The 21601-nt window shown below is 51.6% G+C and carries 13 protein-coding genes, 6 tRNA genes and 3 rRNA genes; 21 read left to right on the top strand and 1 reads right to left on the bottom strand.

Annotation, left to right across the window (positions count from 1 at the left end; genetic code table 11):
* Window positions 1-16: 16 nt before the first annotated feature.
* The 9 genes from trkH (at window position 17) to birA (ending at window position 10056) form a co-directional block, all read left to right on the top strand.
* Complete coding sequence (trkH, locus tag K6L24_RS20195) at window positions 17-1468, top strand: Trk system potassium transporter TrkH (RefSeq protein ID WP_062748681.1); 1452 nt, start codon at window positions 17-19, stop codon at window positions 1466-1468.
* 14 nt (window positions 1469-1482) lie between these two features.
* The gene (gene hemG, locus K6L24_RS20190) at window positions 1483-2019 is read left to right on the top strand and encodes a menaquinone-dependent protoporphyrinogen IX dehydrogenase (protein ID WP_062748683.1); all 537 of its coding nucleotides are present in this window, start codon (window positions 1483-1485) and stop codon (window positions 2017-2019) included.
* Between the two features lie 411 nt (window positions 2020-2430).
* Window positions 2431-3971: ribosomal RNA gene (locus tag K6L24_RS20185) — 16S ribosomal RNA — on the top strand.
* A gap of 73 nt (window positions 3972-4044) precedes the next feature.
* Window positions 4045-4121, top strand: a tRNA-Ile gene (locus K6L24_RS20180).
* A 152-nt stretch (window positions 4122-4273) separates the two neighbouring features.
* Window positions 4274-4349 (top strand) — tRNA-Ala (locus tag K6L24_RS20175).
* 210 nt (window positions 4350-4559) lie between these two features.
* Window positions 4560-7464: ribosomal RNA gene (locus K6L24_RS20170) — 23S ribosomal RNA — on the top strand.
* A 207-nt stretch (window positions 7465-7671) separates the two neighbouring features.
* Window positions 7672-7787: ribosomal RNA gene (rrf, locus tag K6L24_RS20165) — 5S ribosomal RNA — on the top strand.
* Together the 16S, 23S and 5S rRNA genes with 2 tRNA genes alongside form the textbook arrangement of a ribosomal RNA operon.
* 272 nt (window positions 7788-8059) lie before the next feature.
* Window positions 8060-9097 (top strand): UDP-N-acetylmuramate dehydrogenase, encoded by a 1038-nt coding sequence (gene murB, locus K6L24_RS20160; protein ID WP_062749629.1) that lies wholly within the window; start codon window positions 8060-8062, stop codon window positions 9095-9097.
* Window positions 9094-10056 carry a bifunctional biotin--[acetyl-CoA-carboxylase] ligase/biotin operon repressor BirA gene (gene birA, locus K6L24_RS20155; RefSeq protein ID WP_222681783.1) on the top strand — a complete coding sequence of 321 codons (963 nt, stop codon included), beginning with the start codon at window positions 9094-9096 and terminating at the stop codon, window positions 10054-10056. The genes murB and birA overlap by 4 nt, the downstream gene beginning before the upstream one ends.
* Before the next feature lie 27 nt (window positions 10057-10083).
* On the opposite strand, the gene coaA is transcribed toward birA, so the two are convergent.
* Entirely contained in the window at window positions 10084-11034 is a 951-nt protein-coding gene (coaA, locus tag K6L24_RS20150) for a type I pantothenate kinase (protein ID WP_062749625.1), read from the bottom strand.
* A gap of 488 nt (window positions 11035-11522) precedes the next feature.
* On the opposite strand from coaA, the gene K6L24_RS20145 reads away from it, so the two are divergent.
* The 12 genes from K6L24_RS20145 (at window position 11523) to rpoB (ending at window position 21551) form a co-directional block, all read left to right on the top strand.
* A tRNA-Thr gene (locus K6L24_RS20145) sits at window positions 11523-11598 on the top strand.
* 20 nt (window positions 11599-11618) lie between these two features.
* Window positions 11619-11703: transfer RNA gene (locus tag K6L24_RS20140), tRNA-Tyr, on the top strand.
* Between the two features lie 214 nt (window positions 11704-11917).
* Window positions 11918-11992: transfer RNA gene (locus tag K6L24_RS20135), tRNA-Gly, on the top strand.
* Between the two features lie 6 nt (window positions 11993-11998).
* Window positions 11999-12074, top strand: a tRNA-Thr gene (locus tag K6L24_RS20130).
* Window positions 12075-12188: 114 nt separating this feature from the next.
* Window positions 12189-13373 carry an elongation factor Tu gene (gene tuf / locus K6L24_RS20125; protein WP_222681782.1) on the top strand — a complete coding sequence of 395 codons (1185 nt, stop codon included), beginning with the start codon at window positions 12189-12191 and terminating at the stop codon, window positions 13371-13373.
* Between the two features lie 270 nt (window positions 13374-13643).
* Window positions 13644-14027, top strand: a complete 384-nt coding sequence (gene secE / locus K6L24_RS20120) for a preprotein translocase subunit SecE (protein ID WP_062749170.1) — start codon at window positions 13644-13646, stop codon at window positions 14025-14027.
* Window position 14028: 1 nt separating this feature from the next.
* Window positions 14029-14574, top strand: coding sequence for a transcription termination/antitermination protein NusG (gene nusG / locus K6L24_RS20115; RefSeq protein WP_062749168.1), 546 nt, complete (start codon window positions 14029-14031; stop codon window positions 14572-14574).
* 198 nt (window positions 14575-14772) lie between these two features.
* Window positions 14773-15201: a 50S ribosomal protein L11 gene (rplK, locus tag K6L24_RS20110; protein WP_062749165.1), complete on the top strand. Its 429-nt coding sequence runs from the start codon at window positions 14773-14775 to the stop codon at window positions 15199-15201.
* 3 nt (window positions 15202-15204) lie between these two features.
* Window positions 15205-15909, top strand: coding sequence for a 50S ribosomal protein L1 (gene rplA, locus K6L24_RS20105; RefSeq protein WP_062749162.1), 705 nt, complete (start codon window positions 15205-15207; stop codon window positions 15907-15909).
* 346 nt (window positions 15910-16255) lie between these two features.
* The gene (rplJ, locus tag K6L24_RS20100; RefSeq protein ID WP_062749159.1) at window positions 16256-16759 is read left to right on the top strand and encodes a 50S ribosomal protein L10; all 504 of its coding nucleotides are present in this window, start codon (window positions 16256-16258) and stop codon (window positions 16757-16759) included.
* Between the two features lie 71 nt (window positions 16760-16830).
* On the top strand, window positions 16831-17196 hold the full coding sequence (gene rplL, locus K6L24_RS20095) for a 50S ribosomal protein L7/L12 (RefSeq protein WP_048914311.1): 366 nt from the start codon (window positions 16831-16833) through the stop codon (window positions 17194-17196).
* A 326-nt stretch (window positions 17197-17522) separates the two neighbouring features.
* Complete coding sequence (rpoB, locus tag K6L24_RS20090; protein WP_062749156.1) at window positions 17523-21551, top strand: DNA-directed RNA polymerase subunit beta; 4029 nt, start codon at window positions 17523-17525, stop codon at window positions 21549-21551.
* Window positions 21552-21601: the final 50 nt, after the last annotated feature.

Here is a 21601-nt window from a genome sequence, read left to right as displayed (position 1 = left end):
GGAAAGGAACGGCAGAATGCATTTTCGCGCCATCACCCGCATAGTGGGTTTACTGGTCATCTTGTTCTCAGGCACCATGATCGTGCCCGGGCTGGTGGCATTGATTTACCGCGATGGGGCAGGGCGTGCATTCACTCAGACGTTTTTCATGGCACTGATGATCGGCACCTTGTTGTGGTGGCCGAATCGTAAGAAGAAAAGTGAACTGAAGCCAAGGGAAGGTTTTCTGATTGTCGTCTTGTTCTGGACGGTGCTGGGCAGCGTTGGGGCGATGCCATTTATCTTTGCTGAGCAGCCTAACTTGTCCATTACGGATGCGTTCTTTGAGTCCTTCTCTGGCCTGACAACGACCGGAGCGACCACGCTGGTAGGGCTGGACTCATTGCCAAAGGCGATTTTGTTTTACCGTCAGATGCTGCAATGGCTCGGGGGCATGGGGATCATCGTGCTCGCAGTAGCGATTTTACCGATTCTTGGCGTCGGCGGGATGCAGCTATACCGTGCTGAAATGCCCGGACCGCTTAAAGATAATAAGATGCGGCCACGCATTGCGGAAACAGCGAAAACGCTGTGGTTAATCTATGTATTGCTGACCGTCGCTTGTGCGCTTGCGCTATGGATGGCAGGAATGCCGATGTTTGATGCGATTGGCCATAGTTTCTCGACTATCGCGATTGGCGGTTTTTCCACCCATGACGCCAGCATTGGCTATTTCAACAGTCCGACGATCAATACCATTATCGCGATTTTCCTGCTGATTTCCGGCTGTAATTACGGCCTGCACTTTTCACTACTGAGTGGACGCAGTCTGCGTGTCTACTGGCGTGATCCTGAGTTTCGCATGTTTATTGGCGTACAGATTACCCTGGTGATCATCTGTACGCTGGTTTTGTGGTTCCATAATGTTTATAAGACTGGAATGGAAACGCTTAATCAGGCCTTCTTCCAGGTGGTCTCGATGGCCTCGACAGCAGGATTTACGACGGACAGTATTGCCCGCTGGCCTCTCTTCCTGCCGGTATTATTGCTTTGCTCGGCGTTTATTGGCGGCTGTGCGGGGTCAACCGGTGGTGGCTTGAAGGTCATCCGCATTCTGCTGTTATTTAAGCAGGGGTCGCGTGAGCTGAAGAGACTGGTGCATCCCAATGCGGTTTACACGATCAAGTTGGGCAACCGTGCTTTGCCCGAACGTATTCTTGAAGCGGTATGGGGATTCTTTTCCGCCTATGCGCTGGTGTTTATTCTCAGTATGCTGGCGATTATCGCCACTGGGGTGGACGACTTCTCCGCTTTTGCAGCAGTCGCAGCAACGCTCAACAATCTCGGGCCGGGACTTGGGGTGGTCGCAGACAACTTTACGTCAATGAATGATACTGCCAAATGGATACTGATTTTGACGATGCTGTTCGGGCGTCTAGAAGTCTTCACCTTATTAGTTCTGTTCACGCCAACTTTCTGGCGTGAATGAGTGAGAGTAGAACAATGAAAGCGTTAATCCTTTTTTCCAGCCGTGATGGCCAGACCCGTGAAATTGCGTTCTATATCGCTAACCAGCTGAAGGAGACGCGGGTGTGCGATGTATTCGATATCCAGCTGGTTAAGGAGATTGACTGGTCACAGTACGATCGGGTGCTCATCGGTGCCTCTATTCGTTATGGGCACTTTCAGCCAGTGGTAGCGAAATTTGTCAAAACACACCTTACGGCGTTGCAGCAGCGCGTCAGTGGCTTCTACTCTGTTAACCTGACCGCACGTAAACCTGAGAAGCGTACGCCGCAGACCAATGCGTATACGCGTAAGTTTCTTTTGCAGTCTCCCTGGGAGCCTGACTGCTGCGCCGTATTCGCCGGTGCGCTGCGCTATCCTCGTTATGGTTTCTTTGACAAATTCATGATCAAACTGATTATGCGCATGACAAAGGGTGAGACGGACACCAGTAAAGAAGTGGAGTACACAGACTGGCAGCAGGTGACCCGTTTTGCCCATGAATTTGCTGATTTACCAGGCAAGTTGTCGTAAAAAAAGACGCTTCGCTGAAAAATAACGCGCTCAGTCATTTTTTTGCAATAAACCCTTGTCACCCGTCCAGAACTCCCTATAATGCGCAACCACTGAGACGGCACAACGGCTTACAGGTCAGCGGCTCAGGAGGTTCAGGAAGTATCTGAACCGCCGGAAAAACTTCTCAAAAAGAAGTTGACTCCGAAGGAGGAAAGCGTAATATACGCCACCTCGCGGCAGGAAGCTCCGGCACTGTTCGCAACGCTCTTTAACAATTTATCAGACAATCTGTGTGGGCACTCGCAGGATTGATATCAGTCACCTCCGGGTGACAAAAAATATCAAGTCTTAAGAGTGAACACATAATGAAATTCATTATGACGTTTTACACTTGAGCATCGCTGCACTTGTTGCAGCAAATCGAACTTTTAATTGAAGAGTTTGATCATGGCTCAGATTGAACGCTGGCGGCAGGCCTAACACATGCAAGTCGAACGGTAGCACAGAGAGCTTGCTCTCGGGTGACGAGTGGCGGACGGGTGAGTAATGTCTGGGAAACTGCCCGATGGAGGGGGATAACTACTGGAAACGGTAGCTAATACCGCATAACGTCTTCGGACCAAAGTGGGGGACCTTCGGGCCTCACACCATCGGATGTGCCCAGATGGGATTAGCTAGTAGGTGGGGTAATGGCTCACCTAGGCGACGATCCCTAGCTGGTCTGAGAGGATGACCAGCCACACTGGAACTGAGACACGGTCCAGACTCCTACGGGAGGCAGCAGTGGGGAATATTGCACAATGGGCGCAAGCCTGATGCAGCCATGCCGCGTGTATGAAGAAGGCCTTCGGGTTGTAAAGTACTTTCAGTGGGGAGGAAGGCGATGAAGTTAATAACTTCGTCGATTGACGTTACCCGCAGAAGAAGCACCGGCTAACTCCGTGCCAGCAGCCGCGGTAATACGGAGGGTGCAAGCGTTAATCGGAATTACTGGGCGTAAAGCGCACGCAGGCGGTCTGTCAAGTCGGATGTGAAATCCCCGGGCTCAACCTGGGAACTGCATTCGAAACTGGCAGGCTAGAGTCTTGTAGAGGGGGGTAGAATTCCAGGTGTAGCGGTGAAATGCGTAGAGATCTGGAGGAATACCGGTGGCGAAGGCGGCCCCCTGGACAAAGACTGACGCTCAGGTGCGAAAGCGTGGGGAGCAAACAGGATTAGATACCCTGGTAGTCCACGCCGTAAACGATGTCGACTTGGAGGTTGTGCCCTTGAGGCGTGGCTTCCGGAGCTAACGCGTTAAGTCGACCGCCTGGGGAGTACGGCCGCAAGGTTAAAACTCAAATGAATTGACGGGGGCCCGCACAAGCGGTGGAGCATGTGGTTTAATTCGATGCAACGCGAAGAACCTTACCTGGCCTTGACATCCACGGAATTCGGCAGAGATGCCTTAGTGCCTTCGGGAACCGTGAGACAGGTGCTGCATGGCTGTCGTCAGCTCGTGTTGTGAAATGTTGGGTTAAGTCCCGCAACGAGCGCAACCCTTATCCTTTGTTGCCAGCACGTAATGGTGGGAACTCAAAGGAGACTGCCGGTGATAAACCGGAGGAAGGTGGGGATGACGTCAAGTCATCATGGCCCTTACGGCCAGGGCTACACACGTGCTACAATGGCGCATACAAAGAGAAGCGACCTCGCGAGAGCAAGCGGACCTCATAAAGTGCGTCGTAGTCCGGATCGGAGTCTGCAACTCGACTCCGTGAAGTCGGAATCGCTAGTAATCGTAGATCAGAATGCTACGGTGAATACGTTCCCGGGCCTTGTACACACCGCCCGTCACACCATGGGAGTGGGTTGCAAAAGAAGTAGGTAGCTTAACCTTCGGGAGGGCGCTTACCACTTTGTGATTCATGACTGGGGTGAAGTCGTAACAAGGTAACCGTAGGGGAACCTGCGGTTGGATCACCTCCTTACCTGAAGATACCTTCCCGCGTAGTGTCCACACAGATTGTCTGATAAAAAAGTAACGAGCAGAAAAACCTCTACAGGCTTGTAGCTCAGGTGGTTAGAGCGCACCCCTGATAAGGGTGAGGTCGGTGGTTCAAGTCCACTCAGGCCTACCAATTTTCTTCTCATGCTGCGTTATGCGCTCGGTCGTTTACCAAAGTAAACTTCCCTCCCGCATGCCTTGCCTGAAAAGAAAATGCATTTTTCAGTTATAAAGAAAAATGTGACTCCTCTCGAGTGGTAGTAAAAGGTTTCTGTAAGACTGTATGGGGCTATAGCTCAGCTGGGAGAGCGCCTGCCTTGCACGCAGGAGGTCAGCGGTTCGATCCCGCTTAGCTCCACCATACTGTTTTTCTAATAAAATACTTCAGAGTGTACTGGCTAACAGTATGCTGCGAAGTATTATGCTCTTTAACAATCCGGAACAAGCTGAAAATTGAAACGACATGTCGTTTTCATTCTCCGTAATAAGAATGAAATCTACGATATGTTCGAGTCTCTCAAATGCTCGCAACGACAACACGTGTTCCGTATGGGACGCTTGTGGGTTGTGAGGTTAAGCGACTAAGCGTACACGGTGGATGCCTAGGCAGTCAGAGGCGATGAAGGGCGTGCTAATCTGCGATAAGCGTCGGTAAGGTGATATGAACCGCAATAACCGACGATACCCGAATGGGGAAACCCAGTGTGATACGTCACACTATCATGTCATGAATACATAGTGGCATGAGGCGAACCGGGGGAACTGAAACATCTAAGTACCCCGAGGAAAAGAAATCAACCGAGATTCCCCCAGTAGCGGCGAGCGAACGGGGAACAGCCCAGAACCTGAATCAGTTTGTGCATTAGTGGAAGCGTCTGGAAAGTCGCAGGGTACAGGGTGATACTCCCGTACACAAAAATGCACTTGCTGTGAGTTCGATGAGTAGGGCGGGACACGTGACATCCTGTCTGAATATGGGGGGACCATCCTCCAAGGCTAAATACTCCTGACTGACCGATAGTGAACCAGTACCGTGAGGGAAAGGCGAAAAGAACCCCGGCGAGGGGAGTGAAACAGAACCTGAAACCGTGTACGTACAAGCAGTGGGAGCCTACTTGTTAGGTGACTGCGTACCTTTTGTATAATGGGTCAGCGACTTATATTCTGTAGCAAGGTTAACCGTATAGGGGAGCCGAAGGGAAACCGAGTCTTAACTGGGCGTTAAGTTGCAGGGTATAGACCCGAAACCCGGTGATCTAGCCATGGGCAGGTTGAAGGTTGGGTAACACTAACTGGAGGACCGAACCGACTAATGTTGAAAAATTAGCGGATGACTTGTGGCTGGGGGTGAAAGGCCAATCAAACCGGGAGATAGCTGGTTCTCCCCGAAAGCTATTTAGGTAGCGCCTCGTGAACTCATCTTCGGGGGTAGAGCACTGTTTCGGCTAGGGGGCCATCCCGGCTTACCAACCCGATGCAAACTGCGAATACCGAAGAATGTTATCACGGGAGACACACGGCGGGTGCTAACGTCCGTCGTGAAGAGGGAAACAACCCAGACCGCCAGCTAAGGTCCCAAAGTCATGGTTAAGTGGGAAACGATGTGGGAAGGCACAGACAGCCAGGATGTTGGCTTAGAAGCAGCCATCATTTAAAGAAAGCGTAATAGCTCACTGGTCGAGTCGGCCTGCGCGGAAGATGTAACGGGGCTAAACCATGCACCGAAGCTGCGGCAGCGATACGTAAGTGTTGTTGGGTAGGGGAGCGTTCTGTAAGCCGTCGAAGGTGGACTGTGAGGTCTGCTGGAGGTATCAGAAGTGCGAATGCTGACATAAGTAACGATAAAGCGGGTGAAAAGCCCGCTCGCCGGAAGACCAAGGGTTCCTGTCCAACGTTAATCGGGGCAGGGTGAGTCGACCCCTAAGGCGAGGCCGAAAGGCGTAGTCGATGGGAAACAGGTTAATATTCCTGTACTCGGTGTTACTGCGAAGGGGGACGGAGAAGGCTATGTTAGCCGGGCGACGGTTGTCCCGGTTTAAGCGTGTAGGCTTGAGTTCCAGGCAAATCCGGAACTCTATAAGGCTGAGGCGTGATGACGAGGCACTACGGTGCTGAAGTAACAAATGCCCTGCTTCCAGGAAAAGCCTCTAAGCATCAGGTAACATCGAATCGTACCCCAAACCGACACAGGTGGTCAGGTAGAGAATACCAAGGCGCTTGAGAGAACTCGGGTGAAGGAACTAGGCAAAATGGTGCCGTAACTTCGGGAGAAGGCACGCTGCCACCAGGTGAAGTCCCTCGCGGACGGAGCTGAAGGCAGTCGAAGATACCAGCTGGCTGCAACTGTTTATTAAAAACACAGCACTGTGCAAACACGAAAGTGGACGTATACGGTGTGACGCCTGCCCGGTGCCGGAAGGTTAATTGATGGGGTTATCCGCAAGGAGAAGCTCTTGATCGAAGCCCCGGTAAACGGCGGCCGTAACTATAACGGTCCTAAGGTAGCGAAATTCCTTGTCGGGTAAGTTCCGACCTGCACGAATGGCGTAATGATGGCCAGGCTGTCTCCACCCGAGACTCAGTGAAATTGAACTCGCTGTGAAGATGCAGTGTACCCGCGGCAAGACGGAAAGACCCCGTGAACCTTTACTACAGCTTGACACTGAACATTGAGCCTTGATGTGTAGGATAGGTGGGAGGCTTTGAAGCGTGGACGCCAGTCTGCGTGGAGCCAACCTTGAAATACCACCCTTTAACGTTTGATGTTCTAACCTGGCGCCGTAATCCGGCGTGGGGACAGTGTCTGGTGGGTAGTTTGACTGGGGCGGTCTCCTCCTAAAGAGTAACGGAGGAGCACGAAGGTTAGCTAATCACGGTCGGACATCGTGAGGTTAGTGCAATGGCATAAGCTAGCTTGACTGCGAGAGTGACGGCTCGAGCAGGTGCGAAAGCAGGTCATAGTGATCCGGTGGTTCTGAATGGAAGGGCCATCGCTCAACGGATAAAAGGTACTCCGGGGATAACAGGCTGATACCGCCCAAGAGTTCATATCGACGGCGGTGTTTGGCACCTCGATGTCGGCTCATCACATCCTGGGGCTGAAGTAGGTCCCAAGGGTACGGCTGTTCGCCGTTTAAAGTGGTACGCGAGCTGGGTTTAGAACGTCGTGAGACAGTTCGGTCCCTATCTGCCGTGGGCGCTGGAGAATTGAGAGGGGTTGCTCCTAGTACGAGAGGACCGGAGTGAACGCACCGCTGGTGTTCGGGTTGTCATGCCAATGGCATTGCCCGGTAGCTAAGTGCGGAAAAGATAAGCGCTGAAAGCATCTAAGCGCGAAACTTGCCTCGAGATGAATTCTCCCTGGGGCCCTGAGCCCCCTGAAGGGACGTTGAAGACTACGACGTTGATAGGCCGGGTGTGTAAGCGCAGCGATGCGTTGAGCTAACCGGTACTAATGACCCGTGAGGCTTAACCTTACAACGCCAGAAGCGTTCTGGCGTGGCGTTCGAGAGACGCAAAACAATTTTCAGCCTGTTCCCGGAATTGAGTCCGAAGGATTTTGCGCTGTGACAAGGCGGCCAGTGAAGTGAGAGAAGGAGCATACAGAAGTATGTGACTGAGCTTACGAGCGCAGGCAACGCCGTCAGAGCACAAAAGACACAGGACAGAGCACAAAGAATTTGCCTGGCGGCTTTAGCGCGGTGGTCCCACCTGACCCCATGCCGAACTCAGAAGTGAAACGCCGTAGCGCCGATGGTAGTGTGGGGTCTCCCCATGCGAGAGTAGGGAACTGCCAGGCATCAAATAAAGCAATAACCCCGACCGAAAGGCCGGGGTTTTTTGCGTTTAGCGGGGATAATTCCCCATCGATCTCTCCCTCCTGACTTAAAGTCCTTCCGAAAGACCGCCCGTCCATCCGATGCGTGTTGTTACAATTTAAACTCAGTGTGAAATCAGCAGTTTTTGGCGTTTCAGCGCCGATTCAGGTCGCGAGCTTCGCCCAGAAAACCCTCAACGCACTGCGGCTAATCGGGTACACTAGCTGACAGTTTACTCTGTGAAGGCCGTATTATGTCCCGCCAGCAAGAATCGTTAAAATCCTGGAATACCTTCAGTCTCGACGCCCGAGCACGCCACATTAGCGTGGTGAAAACCATAGAGGATCTTTGCCAGTGCTGGCAGGAAAGTGCTCGCCAGAAAGAGCCCGTATTATTGCTGGGTGAAGGCAGTAACGTGCTGTTTCTCGAGGATTTTGCAGGGCAGGTGATCATTAATCGCATTAAAGGTATCAGCGTTGAAGAGGCGGAAGATGCCTGGCTGGTACATGTAGGGGCGGGAGAAAACTGGCATCAGCTGGTTGAAACGCTGCTGGAACAGAATCTGGCAGGGCTGGAAAATCTTGCTTTAATCCCGGGATGCACAGGTTCGGCACCCATTCAAAATATAGGTGCCTATGGCGTTGAACTGGAACAGGTGTGTCACTATGTCGACGTTGTCCGCCTTTGCGATGGCACCGTCCAGCGCCTGACGGCCGCAGAATGCCAGTTTGGCTATCGGGACAGTATCTTCAAGCATCACTATCGTGAGGGTTATGCGATAGTCGCAGTAGGCCTGTATCTGCAAAAAAACTGGACGCCAGTCCTCAGCTACGGCGACCTGAAAAACCTGGATCCGTTAACGGTCACTCCCCGACAGGTGTTCGATGCGGTCTGCGCGATGCGCCGCAGTAAACTCCCTGATCCCGAAGTGACGGGAAATGCGGGGAGCTTCTTCAAAAACCCGCTGGTCAGCGCTGAAACTGCTGCCTATCTCAAGGCGCGTTACCCTGATATTCCTCACTACCCACAGGAAAAGGGTGAAGTGAAGCTGGCCGCTGGCTGGTTAATCGATCAATGCTCTTTGAAAGGCTTCCGTCATGGTGGTGCAGCGGTTCACCAGCAGCAGGCTCTGGTGCTGATTAACGCAGAGAATGCCAGCGGGCAGGATATTGTGGAGCTCGCCCGTATCGTTCGCCAGCGCGTAGCAGAGAAATTTACGGTCTGGCTGGAGCCGGAAGTGCGCTTTATTGCGGCGCAGGGTGAAACTGACGCCGTTGAGGTGATTGCATGAAAGATAACACCGTACCTCTGAAACTGGTCAGTATTCTGGCAGATGGTGAATTTCATTCAGGTGAACATCTGGGTGAGCATCTGGGAATGAGCAGGGCAGCGATTAATAAGCATGTTCAGACGTTGAAAGAATGGGGAATCGATGTTTTTACTGTGACCGGGAAAGGATACAGCCTCGCTTCACCTATGCAGTTGCTGAATGAAGAGGCTATTAATGCACGGCTGGAGGCAGGAAGGCTGGCGGTTATCCCGGTTATTGACTCCACGAATCAGTATTTGCTCGATCGCATGGACAGTCTGCAGTCAGGGGATGCCTGCGTTGCGGAGTATCAGCAGGCAGGGCGCGGAAGACGTGGGCGTCAGTGGTTTTCCCCCTTTGGTGCAAACCTCTATCTTTCGATGTACTGGCGTCTCGAGCAGGGTCCTGCTGCTGCCATGGGGCTCAGTCTGGTGATCGGCATCGTCCTGGCTGAGGCACTTCAGGCGCAGGGTGCCCCCGGGATCAGAGTGAAATGGCCAAACGACATCTATCTTGATGATCGAAAACTTGCAGGCATTCTCGTTGAACTGACCGGGAAAGCCGGTGATGCTGCGCAGATCGTGATCGGGGCAGGAATAAATCTTGCGATGCGTGCCACAGGAGCCGAGGTGATCAATCAGGGCTGGATTAACCTCCAGGAGGCTGATGTAACGGTTGATCGCAACGCGCTTTCAGCCCTGATCGTGAATAAGATGAGAACGGCACTTGCGCAGTTTGAACAGGATGGTCTGGCGCCCTTTATTGAACGATGGGCGCGGTTAGACAACTTTATCGACCGTCCGGTGAAACTGTTGATTGGCGATCGAGAGATCACCGGCATTGCCAGGGGAATAGACCCACAGGGCGGGTTAATTCTGGAACAGGGTGGCGTGAGAAAATCCTGGGTAGGCGGGGAGATTTCGTTACGACCGCAGAATTAACAGAAAGGGGCAGGGCCCCTTTTCTTGTTACTTTCTTAGTCTGACAAGGTCAACGGCATGATCGCTGCTCTTGGTCATAATGAGACTTGCACGCTCTCGCGTTGGCATAATATTCTCTTTCAAATTCATATAGTTAATCTCCTTCCACAGTTGGGTTGCAATCCCTACAGCCTCTTCTTCAGGCAGTTGAGCATAGTGATGGAAGTAGGAGTCCGGATCAGTGAATGCACCCTGACGGAATTTCAGAAAACGATTAATATACCAGCGCTCCAGTAACTCTTCCGGGGCGTCGACATAGATGGAAAAATCCACGAAGTCTGATACGAAAACATGATGAGGATCGTGAGGATAGTCCATTCCACTCTGCAGAACATTCAGTCCCTCCAGAATCAGGATATCCGGTTGCTGAACAACTTTATCTCCATCTGGAATGACGTCATAAATCAGATGTGAATAGACAGGCGCGGTCACCTGAGCTGCGCCAGACTTCAGGTCTGAAACGAAGTTAACCAGACGATGCATGTCGTAGGAGAGCGGGAAGCCCTTTTTCTTCATCAGCCCACGTTCTTTCAGCACCGCATTAGGGTGCAGGAAGCCGTCAGTCGTGATGAGTTCAACCTTACGATGTTCAGGCCAGCGACTCAATAGCGCCTGCAATACGCGCGCTGTAGTGCTTTTCCCAACGGCTACGCTGCCTGCGATGCTGATGATATACGGAATCTTTTGACCATTGGTGCCGAGAAACTGCTCCAGAACGGCCTGACGTCGTAAATTAGAGCTGATATAGAAATTCAGCAGACGAGATAACGGCAGATAAATCTCTGCCACCTCTTCCATTGAGAGATCGTCGTTAATTCCCTCCAGACGGGCAATTTCGTCTTCAGAAAGCGTCATGGGTACCGAATCACGCAGCGCGGCCCATTGGGTCCGGTTAAAATGCAGATAAGGTGTGGTTAACAAGGCGTCTTTTTTGCTCATATGCGTGCTTCTGCCAGCAATTTTTTGCCCTTCAATAGGCTAGCCATTCTGTGTCAACAGGTTCCGGTTGTTGTCAGGCTTAGATACTAAGGGAAATTTCGAAAACAATGGTCGGAGGTTACCACCAGACGGGCATGAAAAAGAAGGAAAAATGATAGTTAGCCAATGCAAACGTAACCGCACCCGCATTAATGATATTTTTAACTGTTGTTTATAGATGTTTCTTTCCCATGGACACGTCCAGGACAGAAACATAACCTTTTCGTCTGTTTTTTGTGCATACGAGTGATATTACATAGTAAGACGCGGACAGCGTGCACATTAGCGCACCCTGTAAAAACGCAGAGGGTTGATGCTTCTTTGAACGAAGATTGTATGTAAAAGCGCTAATTTGCGAAGAGTTGCACAAATAGTGAGCATAAGAACAATTATCGCAATATTTTTGTTGCATCATGCCTCAGGTCTTCCTAGAATGCGCACCACTTGATGCCGGCTTAGCTCAGTTGGTAGAGCAACTGACTTGTAATCAGTAGGTCACCAGTTCGATTCCGGTAGCCGGCACCATCAAGTAACAAAGTACCCCAGGTGGGGTTCCCGAGCGGCCAAAGGGAGCAGACTGTAAATCTGCCGTCATCGACTTCGAAGGTTCGAATCCTTCCCCCACCACCATTTTGACTCAGCAGTCAGGAGTTGAAACCGGCAGAGAAATAAACCTCTCGACCGGAAAGATGGCAACCACCACAAGGTTGTTCATCACGATTTCAGACTGAGCTCAAGCACAGTCAGGGTCATCAGGCAAACGCGTGTTGACTAGAGCAACGAAGAAAGCTTTTTCTGAGTTGTTCACAAGCTACAGACAGAACAGGTAGCCGAGTTCCAGGATGCGGGCATCGTATAATGGCTATTACCTCAGCCTTCCAAGCTGATGATGCGGGTTCGATTCCCGCTGCCCGCTCCAAGCCGTGCTGATATGGCTCAGTTGGTAGAGCGCACCCTTGGTAAGGGTGAGGTCCCCAGTTCGACTCTGGGTATCAGCACCACTTTCAAAATCTCCCTCCCTGCTTCATCTCTGTGCATTAAAATTCAACGATTCAGGCAATGCCTGGTTGATGTGGTGATATCACCGATTAATCCGTGTCTTAGAGGGACAAGCGATGTCTAAAGAAAAATTTGAACGTTCCAAACCGCACGTCAACGTTGGTACTATCGGCCACGTTGACCACGGCAAAACTACCCTGACTGCTGCTATTACTACCGTTCTGGCTAAAACCTACGGTGGCTCTGCTCGTGCGTTCGATCAGATCGACAACGCGCCAGAAGAAAAAGCACGTGGTATCACCATCAACACGTCTCACGTTGAATATGACACCCCAACTCGCCACTACGCGCACGTTGACTGCCCAGGCCATGCCGACTATGTGAAAAACATGATCACCGGTGCTGCTCAGATGGACGGCGCTATCCTGGTTGTTGCTGCGACTGACGGCCCAATGCCTCAGACCCGTGAGCACATCCTGCTGGGTCGCCAGGTTGGCGTTCCGTACATGATCGTATTCATGAACAAATGCGACATGGTTGACGACGAAGAGCTGCTGGAGCTGGTTGAAATGGAAGTCCGTGAGCTGCTGTCTGCTTACGATTTCCCTGGCGACGACATCCCGGTTGTTCGTGGTTCTGCACTGAAAGCCCTGCAGGGTGACGCAGAGTGGGAAGCAAAAATCATCGAACTGGCTGGTCACCTGGATAACTACATCCCAGAGCCAGAGCGTGCGATTGATAAGCCATTCCTGCTGCCAATCGAAGACGTCTTCTCAATCTCCGGCCGTGGTACTGTTGTGACCGGTCGTGTAGAGCGCGGTATCGTTAAAGTCGGTGAAGAAGTTGAGATCGTTGGTATCAAAGATACCGTGAAATCAACCTGTACCGGCGTTGAAATGTTCCGTAAGCTGCTGGACGAAGGCCGTGCGGGTGAGAACTGTGGTATCCTGCTGCGCGGCATCAAGCGTGAAGATATCCAGCGTGGCCAGGTTCTGGCTAAGCCAGGTTCAATCAAGCCACACACCAAGTTCGAGTCAGAAGTATATATTCTGTCTAAAGATGAAGGCGGCCGTCATACTCCGTTCTTCAAAGGCTACCGTCCACAGTTCTACTTCCGTACAACTGACGTGACCGGTACCATCGAACTGCCAGAAGGCGTGGAAATGGTAATGCCAGGCGACAACATTCAGATGGTTGTTACCCTGATCCACCCAATCGCGATGGACGACGGTCTGCGTTTTGCAATCCGTGAAGGTGGTCGTACCGTTGGTGCTGGTGTTGTTGCTAAAGTTATCGCTTAATCGCTGATAATATTTGACGCAATGCACATGAAAAGGGCATCATTTGATGCCCTTTTTGCGCGCTGTAACATAGAACCTGACTCATCAGTGATTTTTTCGACCATAATCATTGCTGAGGCAGGCTCTGTAGCACGGCGTTTAAGCCAATAGTTTTCAAGCTACGGCTTGGAATTAAAGGATATGCCGAGTTACGCCTAACAGCATCATTCGGTTCGGTTGCCTCGTCTGACGCGGCAAAAGTGTTTCTGATTTATTGTGGCAGGTTGGTTTATGAGTGCTAATACCGAAGCTCAAGGAAACGGGCGCGGCCTGGAAATATTGAAGTGGTTAGGTGTGGTGGTGCTTCTGGTCGCCGCTGTCGCCGGTAACTCCTATTATCGCGATGTCACATTGCCTCTGCGTGCTCTCGCCGTCGTGGTCCTGATGGCAGCAGCAGCCGGCATCGCCCTGCTGACCACTAAAGGTAAAGCAACGGTGGCATTCGCCCGTGAAGCGCGCACTGAAGTTCGTAAGGTCATCTGGCCGACTCGTCAGGAAACGTTGCACACCACGTTAATCGTTGCCGCGGTCACTGCCGTGATGTCACTGATTTTGTGGGGACTGGATGGAATTCTGGTTCGTCTGGTATCGTTTATCACTGGCCTGAGGTTCTGAGATGTCTGAAGCTCCAAAAAAGCGCTGGTACGTCGTTCAGGCGTTTTCCGGTTTTGAAGGCCGTGTAGCACAGTCGCTGCGCGAGCACATCAAGTTACATAACATGGAAGAGCTGTTTGGCGATGTCATGGTTCCAACCGAAGAAGTGGTTGAGATCCGCGGTGGCCAGCGTCGTAAGAGCGAGCGCAAGTTCTTCCCAGGCTACGTGCTGGTCCAGATGGTGATGAACGATGCCAGCTGGCACCTGGTGCGCAGCGTGCCACGTGTTATGGGCTTTATCGGCGGGACGTCTGACCGCCCGGCGCCGATCAGCGACAAAGAAGTTGACGCGATCATGAACCGCCTGCAGCAGGCAGGTGATAAGCCACGTCCTAAAACTATGTTTGAGCCTGGTGAGATGGTGCGCGTAAGCGATGGTCCATTTGCTGACTTTAACGGCGTGGTGGAAGAAGTCGACTACGAAAAAAGCCGCCTGAAAGTATCTGTTTCCATCTTTGGCCGTGCAACACCGGTCGAACTGGACTTCGGTCAGGTAGAAAAAGGGTAACCACCCTTTTTGAAGCCGCCCTGGTGTCGATGCGGGGCGCGTAAAAAAGAGACGATCACTGTCATCTAGTGGTTGCGAGAGGCACGAAATTGCACTACAATTTCGCGCCTTTTGTTTTTATACGCTGTTTTTTCAGCGTGTGAATATTAATCACGGGGAGCTCCTCCAGGAGCGCTATCACCCAATAGAGGAATTATCATGGCTAAGAAAGTACAAGCCTACGTTAAGTTGCAGGTTGCAGCTGGTATGGCGAACCCAAGTCCACCGGTTGGTCCGGCACTGGGCCAGCAGGGCGTTAACATCATGGAATTCTGTAAAGCGTTCAACGCCAAAACAGAATCCCTGGAGAAAGGTCTTCCAACGCCAGTTGTGATCACCGTTTACTCTGACCGTTCTTTCACCTTCGTTACCAAAACCCCTCCTGCAGCAGTACTGCTGAAGAAAGCGGCTGGTATTAAGTCTGGTTCTGGCAAGCCGAACAAAGACAAAGTAGGTAAAGTATCGCGTGCTCAGGTACGTGAAATCGCAGAAACCAAAGCTGCGGACATGACTGGTGCTGACCTGGAAGCGATGACTCGCTCCATCGAAGGTACTGCTCGTTCCATGGGCCTGGTAGTAGAGGACTAAGAAATGGCTAAGCTGACCAAGCGCATGCGCGTGATCCGTGACAAAGTTGATTCAACTAAACAGTATGACATCAACGAAGCTGTTGCTCTGCTGAAGGAACTGGCGACTGCTAAGTTCGTAGAAAGCGTTGACGTAGCGGTGAACCTGGGCATTGATGCTCGTAAATCTGACCAGAACGTTCGCGGTGCAACTGTACTGCCACACGGTACTGGCCGTTCTGTTCGCGTTGCCGTATTTGCTCAGGGCGCAAACGCTGAAGCTGCTAAAGCAGCCGGCGCTGAACTGGTAGGTATGGAAGATCTGGCTGACCAGATCAAAAAAGGCGAAATGAACTTCGACGTTGTTATCGCATCTCCAGATGCAATGCGCGTTGTTGGCCAACTGGGCCAGGTTCTGGGCCCACGCGGTCTGATGCCAAACCCGAAAGTGGGTACTGTAACCCCTAACGTTGCTGAAGCAGTGAAAAACGCTAAAGCAGGTCAGGTTCGTTATCGTAACGACAAAAACGGTATCATCCATACCACTATCGGTAAGGTTGATTTCGACACAGATAAACTGAAAGAAAACCTGGAATCCCTGCTGGTTGCGCTGAAAAAAGCCAAACCTTCTCAGGCGAAAGGTGTTTTCATCAAGAAAGTTAGCCTGTCCACCACCATGGGCGCAGGCGTTGCAGTTGATCAGGCTGGCCTGAACGCTGTTGCAAGCTAATCTGTGCTTTACGCGGGCGAAAAATTCATCTAGAATCTTACGCCCGTTGCTTTGTAAATATACAAAGCCTCTAATCGCGTCATTCGTGCGACATATACATCAATGACGCGTTAGACCCTTTTTTAGGTTGGAGCCTGGCCTTATCCAGGCCTCCGTCCAAGACCGCAGGTGTTTCGTAAGAAACTTAATCTCCTGCGTAGACGGTGACAGAACCAAAAGAATATTTTTTATAGTCTTTGCTGGATTCTGCTCACCGTGTTTCAGCGCCTGTCGGTGGTAACACTGTTCAGGTGAAGTGAGTTCCGGGGAAATCCATCCCCGGCCAAAAATCCAGGAGCACAAGCTAATGGCCTTAAATCTTCAAGACAAACAAGCGATTGTTGCTGAAGTCAGCGAAGTAGCCAAAGGCGCGCTGTCTGCGGTAGTTGCGGATTCTCGTGGCGTTACCGTAGACAAAATGACCGAACTGCGTAAAGCAGGACGTGCAGCTGGCGTATACATGCGTGTTGTTCGTAACACCCTGCTGCGTCGCGTCGTTGAAGGTACTCAGTTTGAGTGCCTGAAAGACACGTTAACCGGTCCAACCTTGATTGCATATTCTATGGAACACCCGGGCGCTGCTGCTCGTCTGTTCAAAGATTTCGCGAAAGCGAATGCAAAATTTGAGGTTAAAGCTGCGGCCTTTGAAGGCGAGCTGATCAGTGCGGCTCAGATCGACCGCCTGGCAACTCTGCCTACTTACGATGAAGCAATCGCACGCCTGATGGCAACCATGAAAGAAGCCTCTGCTGGCAAACTGGTTCGCACTCTGGCTGCAGTACGCGATCAGAAAGAAGCAACTGCTGCTTAATAGCTGCAATGCTCTTCTTATCCGTTCATTTGCTAACGTACAAAATTACTTTCTGAATTTAGGAACACGAAATGTCAATCACTAAAGACCAAATCATTGAAGGCGTTGCAGCCCTGTCTGTAATGGAAATCGTTGAACTGATCTCCGCTATGGAAGAGAAATTCGGCGTGTCAGCTGCTGCTGCTGTTGCAGGTCCTGCTGCTGCTGCTGAAGCTGTAGAAGAAAAAACCGAGTTCGACGTTGTACTGAAAGCTATCGGCGCTAACAAAGTTGCCGTGATCAAAGCAGTACGTGGCGCAACTGGTCTGGGCCTGAAAGAAGCTAAAGATCTGGTTGAGTCTGCACCTGCTGCCCTGAAAGAAGGCATCAGCAAAGACGACGCAGAAGCACTGAAGAAAGCACTGGAAGAAGCTGGCGCAGAAGTTGAAGTTAAATAAGCCAACCTTTCAGGTTGCAGCCTAGTCTTTTAGGCTGATGGCTGGTGACTTTTTGGTCACCAGCCTTTTTGCGCTCTACAGCATCAATGATATTTCACACTGTTTAGTCATTGATTAGCTTAATATCTTTCTCTATCGACGACTTAATATACTGCCTTCCTGACTGGGTTCCCTGCTCAGACACCGGCAACGAAATGATTTAAGCGTGATAGAAAGAGGTATTACGAAAAACCTTCTGTTTTTCGCACAACACAAAAACAGCGTTGCATGAACTGTCCTCCTGGATGGACAGCGAGGTTCTACATTTCAGCGAGCTGAGGAACCCTATGGTTTACTCCTATACCGAGAAAAAACGTATTCGTAAGGATTTTGGAAAGCGTCCACAAGTTCTGGACATTCCATATCTCCTTTCTATCCAGCTTGACTCGTTCCAGAAGTTCATCGAGCAAGATCCGGAAGGTCAATATGGTCTGGAAGCAGCATTCCGCTCCGTATTTCCAATCCAAAGCTATAGCGGTAATTCTGAGCTGCAGTACGTCAGCTACCGTTTAGGCGAACCCGTCTTTGATGTGAAAGAGTGTCAGATTCGTGGCGTCACGTATTCTGCTCCTCTGCGCGTAAAACTGCGCCTGGTGATCTACGAGCGCGAAGCGCCGGAAGGCACCGTTAAAGACATCAAAGAACAAGAAGTTTACATGGGCGAAATTCCGCTCATGACGGATAACGGTACCTTTGTTATCAACGGTACTGAGCGCGTTATCGTTTCTCAGCTCCACCGTAGTCCTGGTGTCTTCTTCGACAGCGATAAGGGTAAAACCCACTCGTCCGGTAAAGTGCTGTATAACGCACGTATCATCCCTTACCGTGGTTCATGGCTGGACTTCGAGTTCGACCCGAAAGACAACCTGTTCGTCCGTATTGACCGTCGCCGTAAACTGCCAGCGACCATCATTCTGCGCGCGTTGAATTACACCACTGAACAGATCCTCGACCTGTTCTTCGATAAAGTGGTTTACCAAATTCGCGACAACAAGCTGCAGATGGAGCTTATTCCTGAGCGCCTGCGTGGTGAGACCGCTTCATTTGATATTGAAGCGAACGGCACCGTTTACGTCGAAAAAGGCCGCCGTATTACTGCGCGCCATATTCGCCAGCTTGAGAAAGATGCCGTTGCCCACATCGAAGTGCCGGTTGAGTACATTGCCGGTAAAGTAGTTGCTAAAGACTACGTTGATGAGAGCACCGGTGAACTGCTGATCGCAGCGAACATGGAACTGTCACTGGATCTGCTGGCTAAACTCAGCCAGTCCGGTCACAAGCGCATTGAAACCCTGTTCACCAACGATCTGGATCACGGTGCGTACATGTCTGAGACGGTACGTGTCGACCCAACCAGCGATCGCCTGAGCGCTCTGGTTGAGATCTACCGCATGATGCGTCCTGGTGAGCCACCAACGCGTGAAGCGGCTGAAAACCTGTTTGAGAACCTGTTCTTCTCTGAAGACCGCTATGATCTGTCTGCGGTTGGTCGTATGAAGTTCAACCGTTCTCTGCTGCGCGACGAGATCGAAGGTTCCGGTATCCTGAGCAAAGACGACATCATTCAGGTGATGAAGAAGCTCATCGGTATCCGTAACGGTATTGGCGAAGTGGATGATATCGACCACCTCGGCAACCGTCGTATCCGTTCCGTTGGCGAAATGGCTGAAAACCAGTTCCGTGTTGGCCTTGTGCGCGTAGAGCGTGCGGTGAAAGAGCGTCTGTCCCTGGGCGATCTGGATACCCTGATGCCACAGGACATGATCAACGCCAAGCCAATTTCTGCGGCAGTGAAAGAGTTCTTCGGCTCCAGCCAGCTGTCACAGTTTATGGACCAGAACAACCCGTTGTCTGAGATCACGCATAAGCGTCGTATCTCTGCACTGGGTCCGGGCGGTCTGACGCGTGAGCGTGCAGGCTTCGAAGTTCGAGACGTACACCCGACGCACTACGGTCGCGTATGTCCAATCGAAACGCCGGAAGGTCCAAACATCGGTCTGATCAACTCCTTGTCTGTGTATGCACAGACCAATGAGTACGGTTTCCTGGAAACCCCATACCGTCGCGTTCGCGAAGGCGTGGTGACCGACGAAATTCATTACCTCTCTGCTATTGAAGAGGGTAACTACGTTATCGCTCAGGCAAACACCAATCTCGACGACGAAGGTCACTTCGTAGACGACCTGGTCACCTGCCGTAGCAAAGGCGAATCGAGTCTCTTCAACCGCGATCAAGTTGACTACATGGACGTTTCCACCCAGCAGGTGGTTTCCGTCGGTGCGTCACTGATCCCGTTCCTGGAGCACGATGACGCCAACCGCGCATTGATGGGTGCAAACATGCAACGTCAGGCGGTTCCTACTCTGCGTGCTGATAAGCCGCTGGTAGGTACCGGTATGGAGCGTGCGGTTGCGGTTGACTCCGGTGTTACTGCCGTAGCGAAACGTGGTGGTACCGTGCAGTACGTGGATGCATCCCGTATCGTTATTAAAGTTAACGAAGACGAAATGTATCCGGGCGAAGCCGGTATCGACATTTACAACCTGACCAAATATACCCGTTCTAACCAGAACACCTGCATCAACCAGATGCCTTGCGTGAACCTGGGTGAGCCAATCGAACGTGGTGATGTGCTGGCTGATGGCCCTTCAACCGATCTCGGCGAACTGGCACTCGGTCAGAACATGCGCGTCGCGTTCATGCCGTGGAACGGCTACAACTTCGAAGACTCCATTCTGGTCTCGGAGCGCGTTGTTCAGGAAGATCGCTTCACCACTATCCACATTCAGGAACTGGCGTGTGTGTCTCGTGACACCAAGCTGGGGCCAGAAGAGATCACCGCTGACATCCCTAACGTGGGTGAAGCTGCGCTCTCTAAACTGGATGAGTCCGGTATCGTGTATATCGGTGCGGAAGTGACCGGTGGGGACATTCTGGTTGGTAAGGTAACACCTAAAGGTGAAACCCAGCTGACGCCAGAAGAGAAACTGCTGCGTGCGATCTTCGGTGAAAAAGCGTCTGACGTTAAAGACTCTTCTCTGCGCGTACCAAACGGTGTGTCAGGGACAATCATCGACGTTCAGGTCTTTACCCGCGATGGCGTGGAAAAAGACAAGCGTGCGCTGGAAATCGAAGAGATGCAGCTGAAGCAGGCGAAGAAAGACCTGTCTGAAGAATTGCAGATCCTCGAAGCCGGCTTGTTCAGCCGTATTAACTACCTGCTGGTTGCCGGCGGTGTTGAAGCGGAAAAACTGGAGAAGCTGCCACGTGAGCGCTGGCTCGAACTGGGCCTGACCGACGAAGAGAAGCAAAATCAGCTGGAACAGCTGGCCGAGCAGTACGACGAGCTGAAGCACGAGTTTGAGAAAAAACTTGAAGCCAAGCGCCGTAAAATCACTCAGGGCGATGACCTGGCACCTGGCGTGCTGAAAATCGTGAAAGTGTATCTGGCCGTTAAACGTCAGATCCAGCCTGGTGACAAAATGGCAGGTCGTCACGGGAACAAAGGTGTTATCTCCAAGATCAACCCGATCGAAGATATGCCATACGATGAGTTCGGTACGCCGGTCGACATCGTACTGAACCCGCTGGGCGTTCCATCACGTATGAACATTGGTCAGATTCTTGAAACCCACCTGGGTATGGCTGCGAAAGGCATTGGCGAGAAAATTAACGCTATGCTTAAGAAGCAGGAAGAAGTGTCCAAGCTGCGTGAATTCATTCAGCGTGCTTACGATCTGGGCAGCGATCTGCGTCAGAAAGTTGACCTGAACACCTTCACCGATGACGAAGTGCTGCGCCTGGCAGAGAACCTGAAAAAAGGTATGCCAATTGCAACACCGGTGTTTGACGGCGCGAAAGAGAGCGAAATCAAAGAGCTGTTACAGCTCGGCGGCCTGCCTTCTTCTGGCCAGATCACGCTGTTTGATGGTCGTACCGGTGAGCAGTTCGAACGTCAGGTTACCGTTGGCTACATGTACATGCTGAAGCTGAACCACCTGGTTGATGACAAAATGCATGCGCGTTCTACCGGTTCTTACAGCCTCGTTACTCAGCAGCCGCTGGGTGGTAAGGCGCAGTTCGGTGGTCAGCGCTTCGGTGAGATGGAAGTGTGGGCACTGGAAGCATACGGTGCCGCGTATACCCTGCAGGAAATGCTGACCGTGAAGTCTGATGACGTTAACGGCCGTACCAAGATGTATAAAAACATCGTTGACGGCAACCATCAGATGGAACCGGGCATGCCGGAATCTTTCAACGTACTGTTGAAAGAGATCCGCTCGCTGGGTATCAACATCGAGCTGGAAGACGAGTAATAACTCGCATCTGCTGTACTGGTTACAGGGCGCCCGGGTCACTCCGGGCG

It is taken from the genome of Erwinia persicina, assembly GCF_019844095.1.
Lineage (GTDB): Bacteria > Pseudomonadota > Gammaproteobacteria > Enterobacterales > Enterobacteriaceae > Erwinia > Erwinia persicina.
This window is presented reverse-complemented; position numbering and strand designations above follow the sequence as displayed.